The following is a 21018-nucleotide window of genomic DNA, read 5'->3' as shown; positions in this document are numbered from 1 at the left end:
TCCCCCTGTCAATGGGGGAAATTTATATTATAGCAAGATAATCTTTACAAACCGTATAGATTTTATCTTGCCCCACGATATAGCTTAACCAATCTTTTGGAATGGCAGAAAATCCATAATAAACACCAGCAAGTCCGCCAGTGATCGCACCAATGGTGTCGGTATCGCCACCCAAATTGATAGCCCGAACAATGGCTTGGTCATAATTATTGGTGGACATAAAACTCCATATGGCAGATTCTAGGCTATATACTACATACCCTGTAGACTTGATTTCGTCTCGCTCGGCAACTAAAATTTCACCGCTAAACAGCCTGTGATAAAACTTGAAGTCTTTTTTAAATACATTAGTTATTGAGATGAAATTCATAGTTTTTTCGTATGCGGCATATTTGTCAAGTGATATGAGATTTATAACAAACTCGACATATATTAAACAGGCCAAAATAGAGCGAGGATGCCTATGTGTGAGAGAACAGACTTCTGTGATTAAAGCAAGTTTATATGAAAAATCCTTGTCTCGTAAAACAAACGCAAAAGGAAGTATTCGCATTAACGCACCGTTGCCATTGCTATATTCATCGTCGCCGCCACATAACAAAAGCGGAACTTTCATCATTATATTTGAGAGCGCAATTCGTGTGGCCAAACCTATATCAAATATTTCACCATGAGCGGACATATATCCTGTTCTATACCACTCTATAAAGTAATGTGCTAATTTTTGGATGGAATATCCTTCCGAAATGGTTTGTATCGAGCATAGGAGCAACGAAGAATCGTCTGACCAAGTCCCAGGAGGCTGATCATAGACTTCATAGCCACGCATTTCGAATATCGGATCTTCATCTCTGGCTTGTCTTGTTGTAAATTCTGCTGGAACCCCCATAGCATCTGCTACAATAAAGCCCAAAAATGCACCTATAATTTTATTTGTAAAATCAGTTGTATTCATACCTTCCACTCCTAAATTACTGTTCTATTTTACTATATTATGGATTCGCGATTTTAGAACCTCGAGTTATACGCAACAAAAAAGCCTCCCACTGTGGGAGGCATCAGAAAAGAGTTCGTACGGATTGGCGCTCTATTATGTTTCCGGCGACAAGAGTCCTAAATCCATCGCATTCTTCTTGTTCTTGGGTTCGTGTAATTAACTGTATCACTTTATCGACCATGCTTTCTATATCAAATTTCATGGTGGTTAAAGGCGGTTTACATATTTTAGAAAAGCTGTCATCATCAAATGTTACGATCGAAATATCTGCTGGTATTTTAAGGTCTTGAGCCTCGAGTTCCATGGCAACTTTAAAAGCCGTCTCTCCACAGTTACATACAAAGGCTGTCGGCAAGTCATTTGGTAGGTATATATTTTTCTCCTTGCCATTCGCATCTCGGTCATCTACAAGAATGCTGGGATTTAGTCCCTTTTCGTATAAGGCTTTTAGGTAGCCAAGATATCTATCGAGTATACTTGCTGTGCTGCGGATGGTACCCACAAATCCTATCTTACGGTGACCCCTGTCGATCAAGTATTTGGTGATTTCGTATGCTCCGTAAAAATTATCTACCGCAACGCAGGCCTCGGGATGATCAGATAAATAGTAATCCAAAAATAGTATATTCAAATTACTTTTGCGCAGCTTCTCGATAAAAACGTCTTTTAATGGCCCCATAATAATTACGTCCGAAATTTTGTTGGCAAGCAAATTATCTATAACTTTATCAATGTTCGTTTCGCTATGCTTTACCGGCATTAAGCTGCACAAAAAATCAGCATGCATTAATTTGCTAACCAACTGTTGATAAAAATCCATATAGAAAGTTTGGTATAAATCGTTTTGAAGATATCTTTCTCGAACGAGCACTGCTATTTTACCGCTCTCATAATTCTTATTTTTAATAGGCATATATCCCATGTCTTTTGCCGTTGTGTGTATGACTTTTCGCAATTCGTCACTGACACCTTCTTTATTGCTAAGAGCTTTTGATACTGTTACTTTACTAATCGATAATCTATCGGCAATGTCTTGTAGAATCACTTTTTTTTCATTCATAATTATGCGCCATTTCTATTCAATAATAAAAGTTGTAATACCCATTGCATTATCTTTCATGGCTTCGTGCGTTTTTGAAATATCTCGATCTAACACAAGTCCTAGGCTATAGCAATACTCGGTGATGCCCGATAAATTAATCTTGAAATTAGTTTCCCAGAGGTTATTCATAATCCAAGAATATATCGGTCTATCGTTATTTGTTTCTTCATTATTACACAGCGTGATTGGATGCGATTTCAATTGCCCCATATATATAAGAGGAGCATCAAGGGTATTAATATATATGCTACTGTGCTGATTTTGGTATATTATTCCATTATCGATCAAGTAGTATTCCATGCACGTTCCTGGTATTTGCTCAACGCCCGGTCTAAATGTCGCATCGGCTTTATCTACGTATGCTTTTTTAGCCGGTATGTTTAGCGCTAACGGTAAATATAAGCTTTCGGGATCTAATACCAGGGTCTTTGCGACTTTATACTTGAAGTCTATTTTAGGAATCTGGTGATAGAATCTGATTATTATCGAGCTAAATTTGGTGCCCTCTAATTTATACGTAAGCTCAATTTCTGTATATACTTTGCCATGGGCTAGCAACTGGATATTCTCTAGTCTGCCATGATATTTTTTGGCATGCAAACCTCGGATGTTTCTGCCTAGTAGACGTCTTTCCTCATAGGCATTTGTGTTTGTTGCACTCACTTCGTAGATAGGCTCAAAAAACTTGGCACCGTCTACTAGCATCTCACAATTTTCTACCTTATTATAAAATGATGTTACCCCAAGACCGCTTTCGTAGCTGATTTTAAACCACTCGTTTTCTAGCTGATACGGCAAAGTACAAATTATCGGGTCGTACTCATTTACAATATCTTGGATGCGCTCTGAACCGATGTGTGCAATTCCTGAGTTTACCGCATGTTCAGCTTTCTCGATTTCTTGGTAAGTGTAAATTTTTTCTTCATGCGCGGCAAATGTGTCAACAAATTTTATTTCGATGCCTCTTGGATGCGCACCGATTTGAGTTACCATCTTGACTCCATTGCATACGACGTTTATATCGCCAAAGCCCCACACTTCAATATAGAATGATACCACTTGTGTAACTTCCTCGTTTGACGGATTAATGGCTTTAACTTTGCCAGATCTGCCATAATATTGCAAGATGTCGCCTTTTTTATGCAGTATACGGACTAGGTTTTCTGATGCGCTTTCGTGTGCCTTTGATGCGTAGCTGATATTTCTGATATCGAGGTTTTGGACCATTGTATCGTATGGATTACTAATTGTGGATGAATGCCCCCAAGTATGCTCTGCAAATAGCAGCAGGTTGTTCTCGACGTTTTGCAGTCTCTGGTCGGTAAGCACCTCGCGGCTGGCATCCAGGGCTTGGCAAATTCTATGAATTCTAACGGCCTCTTTGGCATGCTTTACCGCGTATGGAGTGCTTCCTACCCCGTGTGACCACCAGTCGGTTAAGTCCCCGCTATATGTTGGAACGTCGATCAGCTTATCTGCTATCTTACTATAGAGCTCTTCAATCGTTAGCATTTCGAGCTGAATTTCATTTGTATACGAGTTAAACGCGTTGATCATTTCCATTATTATAGCATTAGGAGGCGCGTTGTCGCTAAATACTCCCGATATCGATAGCGGAATAAAGTCGTATTTATATCCATTGGCATCGCATTGAGCTATATATTTCATGATTGCCGCGTACGCTTTCTCAACCTGAACGAGATCCGCGCTTTCTGGTTTAGTTGGCACAAGCCCAAAGCTATTGCTAAGATGGTAGTGCTCGCCGCTCCAGACTAGTAACTTTTTGCCGTTGCGCTCCCAATAGTATGGCACCTGATTTTTATATAGCGGATACATGCCATGATGGCAATGGACGTTGGTGAATAAAAACTCTATTCCGTTCTCCAAAAATACATCTAACGCGCCTAATGGAATCCCGTTTATATCTGCGTTCATGGCTACTTTAATAGATGTATCATAATTTTTACAAATTTGAACCATTTGCTTGGTCTTGGAATCTAGTATATACTTATCCACCAAATCGGTGAAGTTTAGATATGTTGCAGACAAGCCTATATTGCCTTTTTTTACCAGATCAAAAAACTGAACTCGTTGCGCCTCTGTTGCATCATCCAAAAATCTCTCTACGGCAAAATAAGATTCGCAATTCCATTTAAAATGCTTCATTTCAGTGTCGTTTTCGTAGCCTGCCAAAATCAAGTCCATTGCTTTATAGATATAATTAATGTGGTTATAGATAATTTTCTCTTGCAAGTCCGTATATCCAATATCTGTATGGGAGTGGTGTATGAGATATATTTTTTTCATAAATCAAACCTCTTTTCTTTTCTTTATTATTATTGCTATTTTTTCAGAAATTCATCTACCTGAGTTTGAATGGTATCTATCACTTTTTGTAACCCTATCTGGTTTAGCTTATCTTTATACTCCTGTATACCCTCTTCTGCATCTACCGAACCAGTTCGAAGAAGCGGCTCGTATTGTACACGCAAATTATTTATTGCCGCCATCTCGTTTTTGAGGTTCGATGTATCTACCGAAAAGCCTAGCAAGTTCGAGCGTATCGCACTGTCGTTTTCTTTCTTAAAAACTTCCCATTTGTTTTCTGGCTCACCTGCTAGAGTATAGGTATTAAATAGATTCCCTTGCGCAAAAGATGGTACGCTATACTTAGAAGATCCTTGCTCTGTTCGAAGAATTTGCGTATCATTAACCTTTGTATAATGCACGTCCTCGATGCCGTAATTAATTAAGTTATGCAGCTTCGGATCTACATTTAATGCCTGTAGGAAGTCGAGCGCTTCTCTCGGATGCTCGCTATTAATATTAATGCCATGCATAGCTCCGCGAGTACTGCTAGTGGTAACAATTGGTTTTGCCAGAGGTGCCGTTACTACATCGAAGCCAATGTCTATGCTCCAAGTAACCTCAGCAAACGGCTGCCCATCTGCTATACTTACGCCCCAGTTTTCGGCTTCCGAGCCCATGTCTCCGTCGCTTGTGGCCGCATCGGGATCGACATATCCCTTCAAGAAAAAGTCGCGCACCGTTACAATATAATCTTTGATATCTGGTAGCTCATACATATATGAAACTTTTCCGTTCGCGTCTACTGCAATCGGATAGTCAAATCCTAATACGTAGTCGTACTCGCCTCGATATATCTTTTGGTCCGATAGCAAGAGCGGCGTCGCATCTGGATAGTTTTCTTTTACGAATTTTAAATATGGATCTAGATCTGAAAATTTAGCTACATTTTGATAATCGAAATTTGCGGCTTCCACATATGCCTTGTTAAACTGATACATTGGCATCATGGCAATTTCCTTTTGCGTCGGAACTGCATATATTGAGCCGTTAACTTTGGCACCCTCCCAAAAGCCTTCGTTGATAGTAGTGTATAAGTCTTGATATTCTGGCATCGCAAGATATGGACTCAAATCCAAAAATGCCCCTTTTAACACATTTGCTTGGTAATCATTTGCCCATGAGCAAGTAAATATAATGTCGTATTCTTCGCCTGTATTTATGATCATTGCTGATTTTTGATTAAAGTCTCCAAAGTCGGTAAATACGATTTCTAAGCCAAAACCAAAATTATCCAAAAGGTATTCATTTACGGCATCTTCTACTAGCTGCTGATCTGCCGGCGGGGTTCCAATAAAGTGAGCTTTCAACGTTACGGCATCATTGTCCTGATCTGAGTTACTACATCCTACGCCAACAATAGACATCGATGCTATCAAAAATGTTAATAGGTATTTTTTCAATTTCATATAACACTACTCCTTTTTATTTCAAAAAATCATCCACTTGAACTTGCATTTGATCTATAACTTTTTGCATACCAACTTCGTTTAACTTAGTTCTAAATTCTTCTATATAAGTTTCGACATCCACAGAGCCTGTTTGAATAAGCGGTTCGTATTGAGCGCGAAGGTTGTTCATTGCTGCAAGCTCGGTTTTGAGATCCGATATATTTGCAGCAAATCCCAGTAACGGCGAACGATATGCTTCATCGTTTTCTTGCTGAAATACTTCCCATTTATTTTCTGGCTCACCTTTTAGCGTATACGTATTAAATAAGTTGCCCAATGAAAATGACGGAATCGCATATCTTCCCAGTCCAGCTTCGGTGCGTTCGATTTGCGTATCGCTAATTTTTTCGTAATGCACACCCTCGATGCCATAATTCAATAGATTATGAAATTCTGAATCAGTTGCTATAATTTGAAGCAAATCGAGAGCCTCTTCTGGATGTTCGCTGTTTTGATTAATACCCATCATAGCTCCGCGAGTACTGCTAGTAGTAACAATTGGTTTCGCCAGCTCTGCTGCGACGATATCATATCCCGAATCTAGGCTCCAAGTAACTTCGGCAAAAGGTTGCCCTGATGCCAAGCCGAGCCCATACGCTTCGCCAAGCTGAGGTCTGCCAGTTCGCGTTGCCGCATCCAAGTTTACATAACCCTTCTCAAAAAACTCTCCCATAGTTATGACATGCTCTCGTACTTCCGGTAAATCATACATATATACAACTTTTCCATTATTATCCACAGCTAGGGGATACTCAAAGCCTAGCAAATAATCATATGTCCCTCCAAATATTCTATCGCCAAACACTAACATGGGGTATGCTTCTGGATAAGTATTTTTCACAAATTCCAAATAAGGTTCCACATCAGAAAGTTTGGTTACATTCTGATAATCAAAATCTGCTGCCTCCACATATGCCTTGTTAAATTGATACATCGGCATCAGAGCAATTTCTTTTTGCGTCGGAACCGCATATATCGAGCCATTAACTCGCGCTCCGTCCCAAAACCCTTCATCGATGGTTTCGTATAGCTCTTGATACTCTGGCGACTCAAGATATGGGGTTAAGTTTAAAAAGGCTCCCTTTAGCGCATTGTTCTGGTAGTCATTTGCCCAGGCACAAGTAAAAATAATATCGTAGTCTTCGCCAGAATTTATTATCAGTTGTGATTTTTGGTCAAAGTCACCAAAATCTGTAAATACCATCTCTAAGCCAAAACCAAAATTAGCCTTGAGATACTCATTAAGCTTATCTTCTACTATTTGTTCATCTGCAGGTGGCGCACCAATAAAATGAGCTTTTAGAATAACATCATCGGAAGAAGCCGTGGAGGAGCACCCCACCATTGTCATAGATAGTGCCATACATGCGAAAAGATATTTTTTCATCGTTTTGTCTCCTTTAGTAAAAAGTGTATTATGAAAGTATTTTTAACAGCAGAAAAATATTACCCGTTCAGCGGCGGCAGCTTACTCTTTTACCGCACCAACTGTGAGCCCCTGTACAAAATATTTTTGAAAGTATGGGTAGGACAACGCTATTGGCAATACGACAATTACCACCACGGCCATTTTTAATGTATCTGACGGCATGTTGGCTGCAATCTCCGCGACGCTCGCACCCATATAAGCTGACATTTGCTTCAAAAAATTGCTTGTATTTTCCATTCGTATTAATAAATATTGAATAGGCACTTTGCTTTGTGTTTCGATATACAACATCGCTTGAAACCAGTCGTTCCAGTATCCCAATGTAAGAAACAATGCAATAGTGGCGATCCCCGGCTTGCCAACCGGAATAACGATTTTGGTGAAAGTTTGCCACTCTGTTGCTCCATCAACTTTGGCTGATTCTATGATCGCTTCTGGCACGAATCCTTGAAAAAATGCCTTTAGAACAAATATATAAAATGAGCTCATTAGCAATGGCAAAATCAATGCCCATAAGCTATCTTTTAAACCTAGAAGCGTGGTCATTATTAGATAGTTCGTTACCATACCACCCGAAAATAACATAGGGATCAATGCGACGACTGTGAAAAATTTTACATATTTGAAGTTTTTGCGAGATAGCACATAGGCATAGGTAGACATCAAGATGCTTCCTAATAGCGTACCACCAATCGTTACGATCACAGAAACTAAAAATGATGACATGATGCTTTGCCCATTGCTAAAAACATATTTATATGCCTCCAAGCTCAGCTCCGATGGAAAAAAGCTATACCCATTTTCTGCAATAGAATTTTGGCTACTAAACGATATGATCACTACAAAAACAACTGGCAAAAGCATCAACAGAGCTAGTGTCGTAAAAATAATATGGAGCATTATATTGCTCGACTTGCTTATTTGCGAGAAATCTGTTTTGGTTTCCATTGTTCGTCCGTCCTCCTTTTGTTAGAATATTGCATTTTCTTTGTCAATCTTTGTTATAAGCCAGTTGCTAAGCAACACCAATACGCAACCTACAGTGGATTGGAACAACGCAGCGGCGGAGCTCATGCCAATATCTCCCAGGCTGGTCATCGCACGATAAACGAATGTGTCTACTGTTTGAGTTACGCTATATAGCGCACCCGAATTTCTTGGCACTTGATAAAACAGTCCAAAATCTGAGTTCAAAATTTTACTAACAGAAAGTATTACCAAAATAGTGACCACCGGCTTTAAGAAAGGAAGAGTGATGTATCGAATTTGTTGCATTTTGGTAGCGCCATCTAGCATGGCTGCCTCGTAATACGTTTTATCTATCCCCACAATGCTGGCAAGATACAAAACAGTGCCATACCCGAGACCTTTCCAAATATTTAGCGCAACCAAAAAGTATGGCCAATATTTGGGCTCTAAATAAAAGTTAATTGACTCATACCCAAACGCTTCGCGTATTGCATTAATTAAGCCCTTAGACGGATCCAAAAATGCAAAGAGAAAATAACTTACAACTACCCACGACAAAAAGTACGGAAAAAACATAATGCTCTGATAAACTTTAGCCGCTCTCTTGTTGCGCAACTCATTAATCGAGATAGCAATAATGATCGGTATCGCCGTACCCAAAACTATAAATAACAAATTGTATCCTATTGTATTGCGCAACATTAGTAATGTATCACTCGACGAAAACAAAAACTCAAAATTATCCAGCCCCACCCAATCGCTTTGTATCAAACTATTTAAAAAACCACCTTTATGTATCTTGAAATCTTTAAACGCAATAACATTACCTATCAATGGCAAATAGCTAAAAACGATAAACCATATCAATCCTGGCAAAGCTAAAAGCAATAATTGGTTATTTTCCTTCAAATTGATTCGCTTTTTTTTCATGATATACGCCCTTTCCTTTTTATACTAATCCTCTTTCCGTATATTTAACTGCAACAATTTTGCCAGCTCACGCCGACTATAATGAATTCCTTTTGATATATTCTACCAGTTCGTCAACCTCCGCAAATGCCAAACCCGTTACTGTGTCGGCGCACCCATAGTATATTGCTATTCGTCCACTGCTCGCATCAGTCAGTGCCGCGCACGGAAATACCACGTTCGGTACGTCTCCTACACATTCATAGTACTCTTGCGGTGATAGCAAGTACGGCTTCGTTCGATATTTTACTTCCCATGGCCTGTTTATTTCTAGTAGTGCCGCACCAAAGCTATATACAAATCCGTTACAACTGTTTAGAACCCCATGGTATATCATGAGCCACCCCTCTGTTGTTTCGATTGGTATCGGCCCGGCTCCTATTTTTGTCGATTGCCATGCTGAGGCATTTGTTTTTATAGTGCTCATCACGTGTCTGTGTTTACCCCAAAACGTCATATCCTGGCTTTGGCTGCAGAAAATGTCTCCAAACGGCGTGTGCCCAGTATCTGAAGGCCGGCTGAGCATTGTATATAGACCGTCGATTTTGCGTGGGAACATTACTCCATTTCTATTATACGGTAAAAACGCGTTTTCCACTTGTGTGAATTTCTTGAAATCGTAGGTGTATCCAACCCCTATCGTTGGGCCATGATATCCGTTACACCAGGTGATCCAATATCGATCTTCTATGAAGCATACTCGCGGGTCATATCTATATTCTACCTTTAAAATTTCTCTGTCTGCACCTTCAAATTTTATCGGATCATGGTTTATACTCCAGTTTATGCCGTCTTCGCTAAACCCTGCAAAGATGTCCATGCTTCGAGACTTGCTATCGCATCGAAATACGCCTGCAAATTTATTTTCGAACGGTACAATGGCACTGTTAAAGATACTATTCGATGACGGAATCGCGTCTCTTTTGATAACTGGGTTATTTGTATATCTCCATATTGCGTCTGTACAATTTAGCGGCTTGCTTTGCCATGGTATATTTGACAATGATGAACCAATTATTTTTGCCATAAACATTCTCCTTTGTTTTCATAATTAAATTTGTAACCTAATTATATCCGGATTTTTTTAAATATTCAATATGAAAATTAACTAAAGATTAAGTAACTTTTTCGCAAATATTAATAAAAATATAATATTACACAAAAACATGCTTCAATTTGAATTAAAATCAAAATTATGTCTACAAAAAAAACCTCTCCCAATTTTTTTTGGGAAAGGTTTTTATTTTGAAGATTTTTATCCTCGCTTAAATAAATTTTTTACTTTTGCTATAAATGATTGTTTCTTCGTTGCTATAAAATTCATTTCTTCTTCGAATATCATTTCCTCTTCGAATATTATTTCCTCTTCGAAATTCATTTCCTCTTCGAAATTCATTTCTTCTTCGAACATTATCTCTTCTTCATAGAGCGCTTGCTCCTCGAAGTATGTTTCTTGCTCCTCAAATATCATCTCCTCTTCTAGCAATGCATCGTACTCTTGGTCGTATTCGTAGCTCTCTTCAAATTCATACTCAGTCGAATCATCGAATGTTAACTCTTCTTCTACGAATTCTTCTTCGTATCCACCTTCAAAATCAAATACTTCTTCTACTTCTATTACTGATTCTACCGCATCAAACTCTTGCGCTTCCTCAAATTCGGCTACCGCATCTAGATCCAATCCTAGCGAAATTAAGTTTGCTTCTACCGCTTTTACTGCTGCTGGAGCCTCATATGGCAATGCTATGATCGGTGTTGTAATTTGGAATGTTTTTCTAACTTTCGCGTCAGCTGCAGTTCCTTCTTTAATCTGTACCACAAATTTATAGAATCCATCAACCCCTTTGGCTTTCTGAGTCGCTGATCGTGGTGCCTTAAATATTGTATCTGGCAATGTGATAAATATTGAATCGTCATCCTCGCCAAGATCAAATCCTTTCTCAGCTGCTACTGAATTTAAAAACGCACTTAAAATAGTTGATGCCGAATACACGTCCTTCGCATTCTTATCTGTTAAAGCAAATGCTACCAGCTCGTCGGTTTTCTTTACAAATTCTCCTAACCCATCAGAATTTTCCACGTACGCATACTTTTCTAGTAATGTAGGGAATGATTCTATCTCAAGCATAAAGTCTCCTAGCTCATCCTCAGGTATTTTGGCTATAGCTAAATCCGCTACTCCAGTTACGGTATCAATCACTGCACCCTGAGTAAATCTTACATCAAACGTAATTTTTCCAGCGGCTTCTTTTGTTGCTGCTGTAAACGTCTTTGTGATTACCTCAAACTTCATATCTTCTACCGCCGCATAATCCACAACGGTCTTATCAGTAGTTGTCGCTGATCCGTTAGCTATGTTAGTTGTAAATCCTTTCTCATCCAATAGCTTTGTAATATGAAGAATTATTTTCGCCTCAGCTTGTGCTTGCGTTATTACTGTATCGCCAATCACATTCTCAATCTCAGCGAACGCATTCTTAGCTTTGTTTTCAGTATAAATTGCTTTTGCCATCTCTACAGCGGCCGTGTCAACTGTCGTTATCGCATCTTGTGGTGGGTTAGTCACAGTGGCCGTGAATTCTTCCTTAAATATTACAGTATAGAATTCGTTGTTTGCATCCGCGGCTCCTTTAACTCCGTCATTGGTTACTTCATCTAGGTGATGCATAATCTGAGGTTCTGCGATAGTCATCAACTGCGGTACATCAGCATAAGGCAATCTCAACACTACATTAAACTTCAGCTTTCCTTTTTCCTCGCCTTTCGCCGTAACTTTTGGCGCCTCATACGCATTGGCCTCCGCATGCGTGGTGATATCGTTATCAGTTTCCAGTGCGTCCTCAGATCCTGCATCCGCAGCTACTATATATACATCGACCGCTGAATCATGAATCATCTCTGTAATCTGATCTTTCAAATCTTTTGCTATAACTTTCGCCTGAGCCTCAAGTTTGTCTGCCTCAGTAGTGCCCTCTGCCGTAGCTAATAATACGCCGTCCACAACGAGCTTCTCTCTATGATCATATATTATTGATGCAGCTGAAAGTATATTCGCCTTGCTAATAGAATCCCACTTATATGGAGCGGCCGCCAAAACAACTTCCTTCTTAATATTTTTCGGATCTTCTTCACCATAAGCTAACGTTACTGTAACATCGGCAGAACCTACTTCTCCTTCTGGTTCATCTGCAGCGCCCGCTTTTGCGGCATCAGAGATCGTAGCGTCTACAGTTACCACGATCGCTGAATCTATTACAACATTTTCCACAAGCGCCTTCACATATGCTGCAATCTCAGCAGTTTCTGTTATTTCAGACGGTACCACTATTGGATTCTTATCATCAAATAATATTTCCATTGCCGCTACCGCATTGTCAAAGACTGTTCCTTCGCTAGTACCTTTTACTTCGCGAACATTTTCAAATTTCGTCGCCGCTACATTCAACGCTGCCAATACACTATCGCTCTCGCCAATCAAATCGCTCACTGCCTCTACTGTTCTTTCTAGCAGAGCCATTTCCTTTTTCGCATTTAGTATGGCAGTATTAATTGCTTGAACCTCTGTTGCTGGTGCATAATACGATCCGTTCGCGAGCTTTTCAATCGCATTTGTATTGTTAGCGACGCGAGTCATTTTCATCATCGCTGTGATTTCTACTATTCGTTTATTAATCGCATCCTTCGCTGCCTTGATCGAATTCATCGTGCCTTCTCCAGATAATTTCAATCTGCCATTATCATAATCTCTACCATCTGGTGTTTTGTTATTTAATACATTTTCAAATTGCGAAATTGCATTTTCTAAAGTAGTCTTCGCTTCCTCATACATTTTCTGAGCGTCCACTTTAGTATATGGTATAGAATAAGTAACTGTGGCCAACTTAGCTGCCTGAGCAATAAATAGAGTTGGGCGTAATTTTACTTCTGTCTTTTGGTCAAATGTGAATCCTGGTACTATATTTCCGGTAACCCACTTCACTCCATCTGCCAACTCGGTGCCCTGATAATTACTTGCACGCGTTTTTGCATATGCATTGGCTTGATCTATTATAGCTTTCAACTCATTCTTCGCCGTAACTGCCGCTACTTTTTCTTCATCTTCTAATAATCCCGAAGCCGGCTTCACGGTATCCAATAATAAAGTCAATGCCTTGTCTAAATTGGTTAATAATGCCATTGTGGTTTTTCCAGTGCCCTTCACGCCAGTTGTCTCGTGTGCATCTTTGTTCGCATTAAAGATTGCTGCTTCTGCCGCCACAATTTGCGCTTTGAGTTTCGATGCATGTACAGGGTTAATCCACATACTATCTGTCGGTACATCTTTTCCGTTCGCACTCACAAACACAGCTTCTTCGAATAATATATCCTTCGCCGCATCCACTTTACCTGACAGCTCGTCGATAATACCATCGCGCTTATCTTTTTGCCCTTCACCTTTCTGAGTTGCTGTTTTATTTATCGCATTTCCGACTCTATCCAGGGCGTTAAACGCGTTCGTCAATGATTTTTCAGATGCGTTCGAAGCGTCCAATGATCGTTTTGCTATTACTACCGCATTCTTAAACGCATTATAAGTTGCCACCGGTACCCAATTGAATTCTGAATCTATATCGCCTCCATCTCCCGCGATACTCATGCGCACTTCTTTATTAAATGCCAAATCTCCATCCATTGACGGCAAGTCTCCACCGTCTTCTACAGGCTGCCCCGTTGTGTCTAATCCCAGTTGCGCAAATCCCTGATCTATAGCTTTATACAATTTCGTATATGCTTCCTGATATCCTACAGCCTTCGGATCCAACTCTTCTCCTGTAACCTTCACGGCTTTATTAAACGCTGTTATAGCTGTCTCAAGATTTTGGAGCACTACATTCAACGATGCTTGATTTGCTTTGTCTCCTGCAGATTCGAATTTACTCACTGCTACTTGCGCTGCATTTACAGATCCTGCCAATTTTGTTACTGCACTAGCCGGTACCCAGCTAGTTTTTGCCGGTACATCGACGCCCGCTACTTTGCTTGATACGCGAATGTCTGTTGTACTTGCTTCATCCACGCCGTTGCCATTACCGTCTCCGTCCTCTATTTTCTCAAGCTCATAATCTCTATCTGGTATTAATTGATCATATCCATACTCTTGAGACGCCTTTCCGTCGAATGGCGTAAATTTGGCAATAAGTTTTGGTGCTCCCTTCATATAAACTAAGTCGTTAATTATCTCCACTGCCTTCTCAATTGCGACGCGAATCTCTGACGTTTCCACTTTGTCTGTTCCCGGCTGAACTTTCGATACGACATCAACTGGGTTTCCTAATATATCTCTTCCGTAGAACAATTCATATGCGTTGCGCAGTTTATTAAACTCTGCTACCATCTTAGTTAAGTCCACTCGCTTCTCTGGAGCATCAACGTTGGCAAATGTGTTCACAAACTTCTCTGCGGCATTTACGGTTGCTGTTATTCTTGTCGCATCGGCTTTCGTTGTCCATACGGCGTTCACTGCGATGTCCGCGCCACCTAGCAAGCTGATCGCAATATCCTTAACTGCGATGATTGGGCCCGTCTCATATGTTGCGTTGCCCTCACGTGCATTTTTAATTAGCGTTTTCATTGTTGCGCTTACAGAATCGTAAACATCTTTCGCGCCGTATCTTAATGTCTTCTCGAAGTTTGCCATAAAGTTTTCTAAGTTTATCAGAGCTCTTTCTAGCGAAACCTCCGTTGCTAATAGATTATTATACGCAACCATCGCCATATCTATTGCCTTCGATGCTGCTGCCACGCTTGTAGTCCATCTTGTTCCAGAATCTGGTACTAAGTTTCCGTCCACATCCATTCCAGACACATCGGTACCGAATAACTTACTCACCACCACGCGTCCTTCATCTATAATATTGGCATTCGCGTTTTCTGTACCATCTTCCAAAAATGCTTTTCTTCCTACCATCACCGTTGCTTTATTTACAGCAGTTAATAAATTGGCCTTCGCTGTTATCAATTTTGCGTTTTGCTCTTCAGTTGCAATACCAGGTTTCGGATTCATTGCATTTGCCAAACGAGTATTAGTCGTAATCTGTGCGGTCAATGTTTTTACAAATGCGGCGCTTCCTTTTGAAGATGGAGTGCTCAACATTTTTTCTGTCGCGGTTAATGCGTTAGTCAAATTTTTCAACACTGCTGACGGTACCCAATACTCGGTCTTCAATACATTAGCCCCTTGATTATCGCTTGCCACTATAACTTTAACTTTCGATGCATCTTTTTCGTCCTTAACAGTCAGTCTATCAGATGCTGTCATATAGCTATTGTACAACTCGATCTTTGCAGTTCCCTCGGTTCCCGCGACACTCAACGGTTTTTCTTCAAACTGATTCACTAATATCGCCAACGTGCGCAATACATCTTCGTCACCTTTCTCATCTGCGATGTCCGCCACCAATGCGTCAAATGCGGCAATCAGTTTATCTGCGTAATCTTTCGTGATATACGTTAGCCCATCTGTTATTTTACTGATCTCAGCATCATTCAATCCATATAGTAGTTTCCCATCGGAGCTCTCGCCAATTTCCGCCTTATCCGTATCTGCCGCTTTTAACTCTTCAAATGTAAGCGTATCTGCTCCACCCGGTAGCTCGCTAATTCTAACCTGCAATGTTGCATAAGTTTCAGGTTTAGTTGAATCATAGGCGTCGCCATATAAAAGTTTTCCAGCTTTATCTCGCCAATCTCCCGCTTTCGCCATACTCTCTACTTCTTTAGGAGCAAATTCCGCGATAGCATTGTGAAGTGGAGTCAAACTATATTTGAAAAATTCTGTTTTGATTTTATCTAATATGTCGGTAGCCTTTGTATCAGATGGTGCGTTAGTCATGGCCGCTTCAAGTGTTACTCTCTCTTCATCAGTTACATTCAATCTCGCAACTGCGTTAGCCGCTAATTGTTCTGCCTCCGTCTTCGCTGCTCCCTCTAACTTGCCATATCCTTCCAGCGCCACCCTGATAGCTGCAACATCGTCCAACGCATTCACATACGCTTGTACTATATTTGCTTCCGCATTTGCCGCGGCGTTTAACATTTCCTGTGCCTCTATCATTGCATTTTTAAGGTTACTAAACATCATCGGCGTTACCCAATGACCGCTCAAATCTTCTTGCGAATTATATCTGTCTATTCCATTTAGCGATTCTTGAATTTTCGTACCATCCAATTTAATATCTGAATCCAAATCAATTTTTCCATCTGTTGTAAATTTTACATCAAGCGCATCTTTAAGTGCCAAATCAGTTACTGCAGGATCTAATTTAAATGTACCATCGTTCAATGCGCCATTAGTTACAATTACTGCTTGAGCATTAGTGTAAGCCGTCTTAAAGTTTTTGCTCAAATGTTCTTTAACCCCTGCTTTAAATGCATCTACCGCGGCTTGAACTTTAGTTTCAATATTTGTGAAGTAATCCTTATCTTTATCTATCAATTTTCCGAGTACAGCCAACGGGGTATCTTTAGTTGTCTCTGCCATATTAATAGCGTCCAATACATTTTTCGCCAATGTCGCGCTTACATAACTTTTTGGTGCACCGCTATCATCTGCGCCAGTTGCATCCACTCCATATAATTTACCAGTTACAGAGTTGATAACACCAGTAGTGTTTTGGCTCACGTATACTCCTGTTGGATATCTATCGTTCTTAAATTCGTGTACAGTTAATACATCACTTCCCGGAACCGGAGTCGTCCCCGTTATATATCCTAGTTTTTCAAACGATTCCACAGTAGTAGCATCAGTCTGCTTTGTAATTTTGTAAATAGCATCCAGATTCGATTTAAATGTGTCTAAATCTTTTTGCACCGCATCACTTTCAGGTGCCTGCTTCGCTTTCTCAAATGCCTCCGTTGCTTTAGCCAAAGTTTCTTTTACTATTTCAAAGTAATCGTCACCGTTAGCCGCGGCGGTTGCCAACTTCGCCAATGCATCATCGTTCAATTTAGCTTCCGCATATACAGCTTTCTCTCCGGCATCATCTTTAGGATTAGTAACTTGATCAGATGCTGTGTCATTCGCCGTATTACCATTGGCACCAGGTATTATTGCATAAGTATTAATTTGGCTCTCACGTAAAACTGTTTCTGCCATAGCGATTGCCACGTTATACGTATCCAGAGCTTCCATGGTTACCCATGTTTTGGTAGTAGGAATTACTTCAGCTTCAGTATTCCATTTATGATCGGTAGTATCATAAGTTACATAAGTATAGCCACCGTCTTTAGATACTACGACATTTTCATCTGATGCGATATACACTTCACCATTATCTTTATCCACGAGAATATTTTTTCTAATTCCATCGGCCGTCGCAGGATCTTCAAACATTTTCGGATTCACATCTTCAAGCAATGCATCTCTCGTCGCTTTATATGGTATAATTTCTTTCTTGGCGTCTTCAAACGTTTTAACCGCAGTTTTAATTTTGTCAACAAGAATCTCTAAAGCATTTTCGCCATCAGTTGTAGTAAAGAATTTATCTACCAAATCGTCAACCAATGCGCTAGCGTTTCCGATTTCTGGCGCATGTACATTGGCATTTGTTGTGTCGTTTAATTTCGCGCCTTTAGATGTGCCGGTTATATCATCGTTTGCTAATAAGATAGCAACTGGCTCGATTTCAGTAAGTAATGCATTCAAATCGGCTGGTGTTACATAATGCGTAGCTTCACTATTTGCTCCAGTAGTTGCTCCATTGATGAGTTGCTTATTCTGAATAAGGCTATATGGTGTAGCCTTATCTAGAGTAAATCCATTTGGAGCAGCAGTAAGAACTTCGCGAGTAATCGCAAATACTCCGTCCTCTGATAATACGGTTTTGCCAGCTGTATTCATAACTCTAGCAGCAGTTAATTTTGGAGCAGTCGACGCTCCGGCCTCAATGTTAAAAGTAGCCATCGTTACATATTCGGTTACGTCCTTTAGTGCCTCAACAATGTCATTCACCGATTTGGCAAAATCAGCTTTTATACCGTCCTTACCTGCCTCATCATACATCTCGATTGCTGCCACCAAATTCGCAGTTTCAGCTTTTACCATTTCCGTCGTGTAAAGTATATTATCTACATCGTTGCTCGCATCCGTAGGTTTAGTTTGTGTAATAAAGTTTTCCTTGAATAATTTATGTAAACGAGTCAACACATTTTCTAACGCATCATGTTCTGCTTGCGTTACCCATTTCTGCTCTTTATTTAAATCAACTCCGCCTACATTTGAAATGTTATAGAATTCTGTGTCAGCTATAGCATTTGCAAATTTTTCTTTAATGTGATCGCTTAGTCCATCTGCAGTAGTAAGAGCTGTAGCGTTTGTTTCGCCAATTGCTGTCACCTTGCCAAATTTCACATCAGCTAACGTCGCTACTTCGAACGCACCATTAGTATCCTCCACCGCATATCCTAGATGTAGTAAATAATTCTGTAACTCCTCTATTGCCTCTTGCTTCTCTGTACTTTCGCTAACTGATACAGTCTCTGATACTTCTTCAGCAAATCCGGCTATCTTCGCTACAACTAACGCAACCTTCGTATCTGCATTGTAATCGTTATTTCCAGCCGCCTTAACTCCTTCTCTCACTTCGGCTCTATATGCTTCGTAATCCGCTACATTATCAATATCTTCTATCGCTTTATCTGTTACCCCATCGTATTTTTCAAACTCTTGAAATAAATTACGTAGCGTTTTAAGATGACCGTTGGCTTCCGCATATGTGATATAGGTGCCTTGTTTTTCTTCATTAGCCTCGTGCTTTAGCAATGCTATATCTGCAATTTTAACAGAATATGGATCAGATGTTATCGCTGGTACAATGAAATACTGTGCATCCTTACCGAAGCCTTCTTTTGCCGTATCAGCAGTTAACGAATGCGTACCTGCCTTATATACTGCAATTCCGTCGGCTTCTCCTCTTGTGGTTAGAGTACCTGTTTGAGCACTTGTTCGAGTACCAGCATTTGTTTTCGTATATACATAAATTACATTTTCATTAGGAGTGTTGAAGATTGTTGTAGCCGCTGGTAACGAATCTGGCAATTCCAATGCGCCGCCACCGTCAGGAGGTTTAATGCCAAGAATAGCCAATGCGATTTGCTTATCTAAATTCAATTTACGAGCGCTAATTACTTCTGCCTCTCCTTCATCTGCTTTTAAATATTCTTTATATGCTTTTTCCAACGCCTCGGTCGCATCTTCTATCTTCTCCAACGTAGTATGATTTTCTTTTGTACCAGCCACAACATTTGCTATTTTATATGCTGTCTCATCTGATAATAACGCAATTGCTTTAGCGCCATCTGCTAGGGCAGTGCCCGGATTATCATCTGAATCTAATGCACTGTACTCACCCGCTAACTGCCCCGTCTGCGCATTATTTATTTTTGCCAAAGCGAATTTTGAGAAAGTGGAATCTTCTCCCGTTTCCCCAGTTACTTTGTCAAGTAATTCTACAGCCTTATTAAATCCATCAGTTGTATCGTCAAGTTTTTTACCAGCAGCAATTTGTGCCTCTTTATAGACATTCATCAACGCATCTTCAGCTTCTCCAATTGCATTTACTACTTCATTATGGATGCCTTCTGTTATCCAATATCTTCCTTCCATAACATCAGAACCGTCTTCGCTAATCGCTATACCCACCGCTGTTGCTATTGGGGTAGTTCCAGTCTTGGTAGGATCTCCGAAATCGAAAGGCTCTTTTGGATCAGCAACTTCCTCATCCACTGTCACTGGCGCATATTTTGAGAAATCCAAATGCGCATCTACATAATGAATTTCAGCCTTAAGTTTATCAATTGCCGCCTTATAATCTTCACCAGCTCCTTCGACAAACTTCAGCTTCTCTACATCCTTTATAGCATCCTCTAGATTCTCCGCTACGATTTTGATATGTTCTGCTATCCCTGGATCTTCTGCATTAGTAATAACCCCCGTTGCCAATATTTTTTTCAACTCAGCAAAGACGTCTTCATCTTCATCGATCTCTATGTAGTATTGATCAGCCGGATAGTCCAGCCCCGCGACATCCGTTGTATGTAGTTCTGTCAACCGGATCGCTTTCTGCAATAGCGCATTAATGAGCGGGATTTCAACTGTGGTCTCAGGAATCAGGTTAGTCACTGCTCCATACGTCCATTCGTTAGCTTTATCACCCGTACCGGCCGTCGCTGCGTCCTTTACTGATTTTGTTAATGCTCCAACAGTGCCATCCGTATAAGAAGTAGGTGTCTCTGCAAAAGCATCGACTGGCAAAAGCGTCATTGCTCCTAATAACGTGAAGGCCATTTGTTTATTGTATTTTTTTAATAATGACATTAATCCATCTCCTTTAAATTTAACTCATAGCAAAACCGCGTCTGCTATGATCATTTTTTTTCACACTCTAGCATCAATTTGAAATGCTATTATCGACTCTCTTTCCTTAGCCGTCATTTTATCTTGCGCAGCATGGCCGGTATAAGCTTTTGTCTTATCCGATATGTGTAGCTGCAAAAATCCAGGTATAACATAGGAGTACAATTGTAGTTTCTCGTTTATTTAATACTATCATTAGTCTAAGATCTGCGAATACCAAAAATCGATCCATTTATGGGAGACTGCGTTTATCATTTGTGCATTATTTGCGTTTGTCTTCTGCTGTAATATGATCGTGTATTATCGACTCTCTTTCCTCAGCCGTTATTTTATCTTGCGCAG

General features: G+C 40.2%; 9 protein-coding genes. All 9 read right to left on the bottom strand.

The features are described 5' to 3' along the window. Nucleotides 1-22: 22 nt before the first annotated feature. Nucleotides 23-955 carry an ADP-ribosylglycohydrolase family protein gene (locus PCY70_RS13290; protein WP_029487928.1) on the bottom strand — a complete coding sequence of 311 codons (933 nt, stop codon included), beginning with the start codon at nucleotides 953-955 and terminating at the stop codon, nucleotides 23-25. 103 nt (nucleotides 956-1058) lie between these two features. Next, on the bottom strand, nucleotides 1059-2057 hold the full coding sequence (locus PCY70_RS13285; RefSeq protein WP_305767838.1) for a LacI family DNA-binding transcriptional regulator: 999 nt from the start codon (nucleotides 2055-2057) through the stop codon (nucleotides 1059-1061). Between the two features lie 15 nt (nucleotides 2058-2072). After that, nucleotides 2073-4406, bottom strand: coding sequence for a glycoside hydrolase family 38 N-terminal domain-containing protein (locus PCY70_RS13280; RefSeq protein WP_305767836.1), 2334 nt, complete (start codon nucleotides 4404-4406; stop codon nucleotides 2073-2075). 35 nt (nucleotides 4407-4441) lie between these two features. Next, nucleotides 4442-5875, bottom strand: coding sequence for an ABC transporter substrate-binding protein (locus tag PCY70_RS13275; protein WP_305767834.1), 1434 nt, complete (start codon nucleotides 5873-5875; stop codon nucleotides 4442-4444). 16 nt (nucleotides 5876-5891) lie between these two features. Next, the gene (locus PCY70_RS13270; protein WP_305767832.1) at nucleotides 5892-7304 is read right to left on the bottom strand and encodes an ABC transporter substrate-binding protein; all 1413 of its coding nucleotides are present in this window, start codon (nucleotides 7302-7304) and stop codon (nucleotides 5892-5894) included. Between the two features lie 81 nt (nucleotides 7305-7385). Continuing rightward, nucleotides 7386-8294: a carbohydrate ABC transporter permease gene (locus tag PCY70_RS13265; RefSeq protein WP_305767830.1), complete on the bottom strand. Its 909-nt coding sequence runs from the start codon at nucleotides 8292-8294 to the stop codon at nucleotides 7386-7388. A gap of 21 nt (nucleotides 8295-8315) precedes the next feature. Next, on the bottom strand, nucleotides 8316-9245 hold the full coding sequence (locus tag PCY70_RS13260; protein WP_029487931.1) for an ABC transporter permease: 930 nt from the start codon (nucleotides 9243-9245) through the stop codon (nucleotides 8316-8318). Between the two features lie 76 nt (nucleotides 9246-9321). Further along, nucleotides 9322-10311, bottom strand: a complete 990-nt coding sequence (locus PCY70_RS13255; RefSeq protein ID WP_029487932.1) for a glycoside hydrolase family 130 protein — start codon at nucleotides 10309-10311, stop codon at nucleotides 9322-9324. Nucleotides 10312-10539: 228 nt separating this feature from the next. Further along, complete coding sequence (locus PCY70_RS13250) at nucleotides 10540-20637, bottom strand: hypothetical protein (protein WP_305767827.1); 10098 nt, start codon at nucleotides 20635-20637, stop codon at nucleotides 10540-10542. Between the last annotated feature and the right edge of the window lie 381 nt (nucleotides 20638-21018).

The sequence above is a fragment of the Candidatus Epulonipiscium viviparus genome, from assembly GCF_030708075.1.
GTDB lineage: Bacteria > Bacillota > Clostridia > Lachnospirales > Cellulosilyticaceae > Epulonipiscioides > Epulonipiscioides viviparus.
The sequence above is the reverse complement of the archived record's forward strand: the minus strand, read 5'-3'. Positions and strand labels throughout refer to the sequence as shown.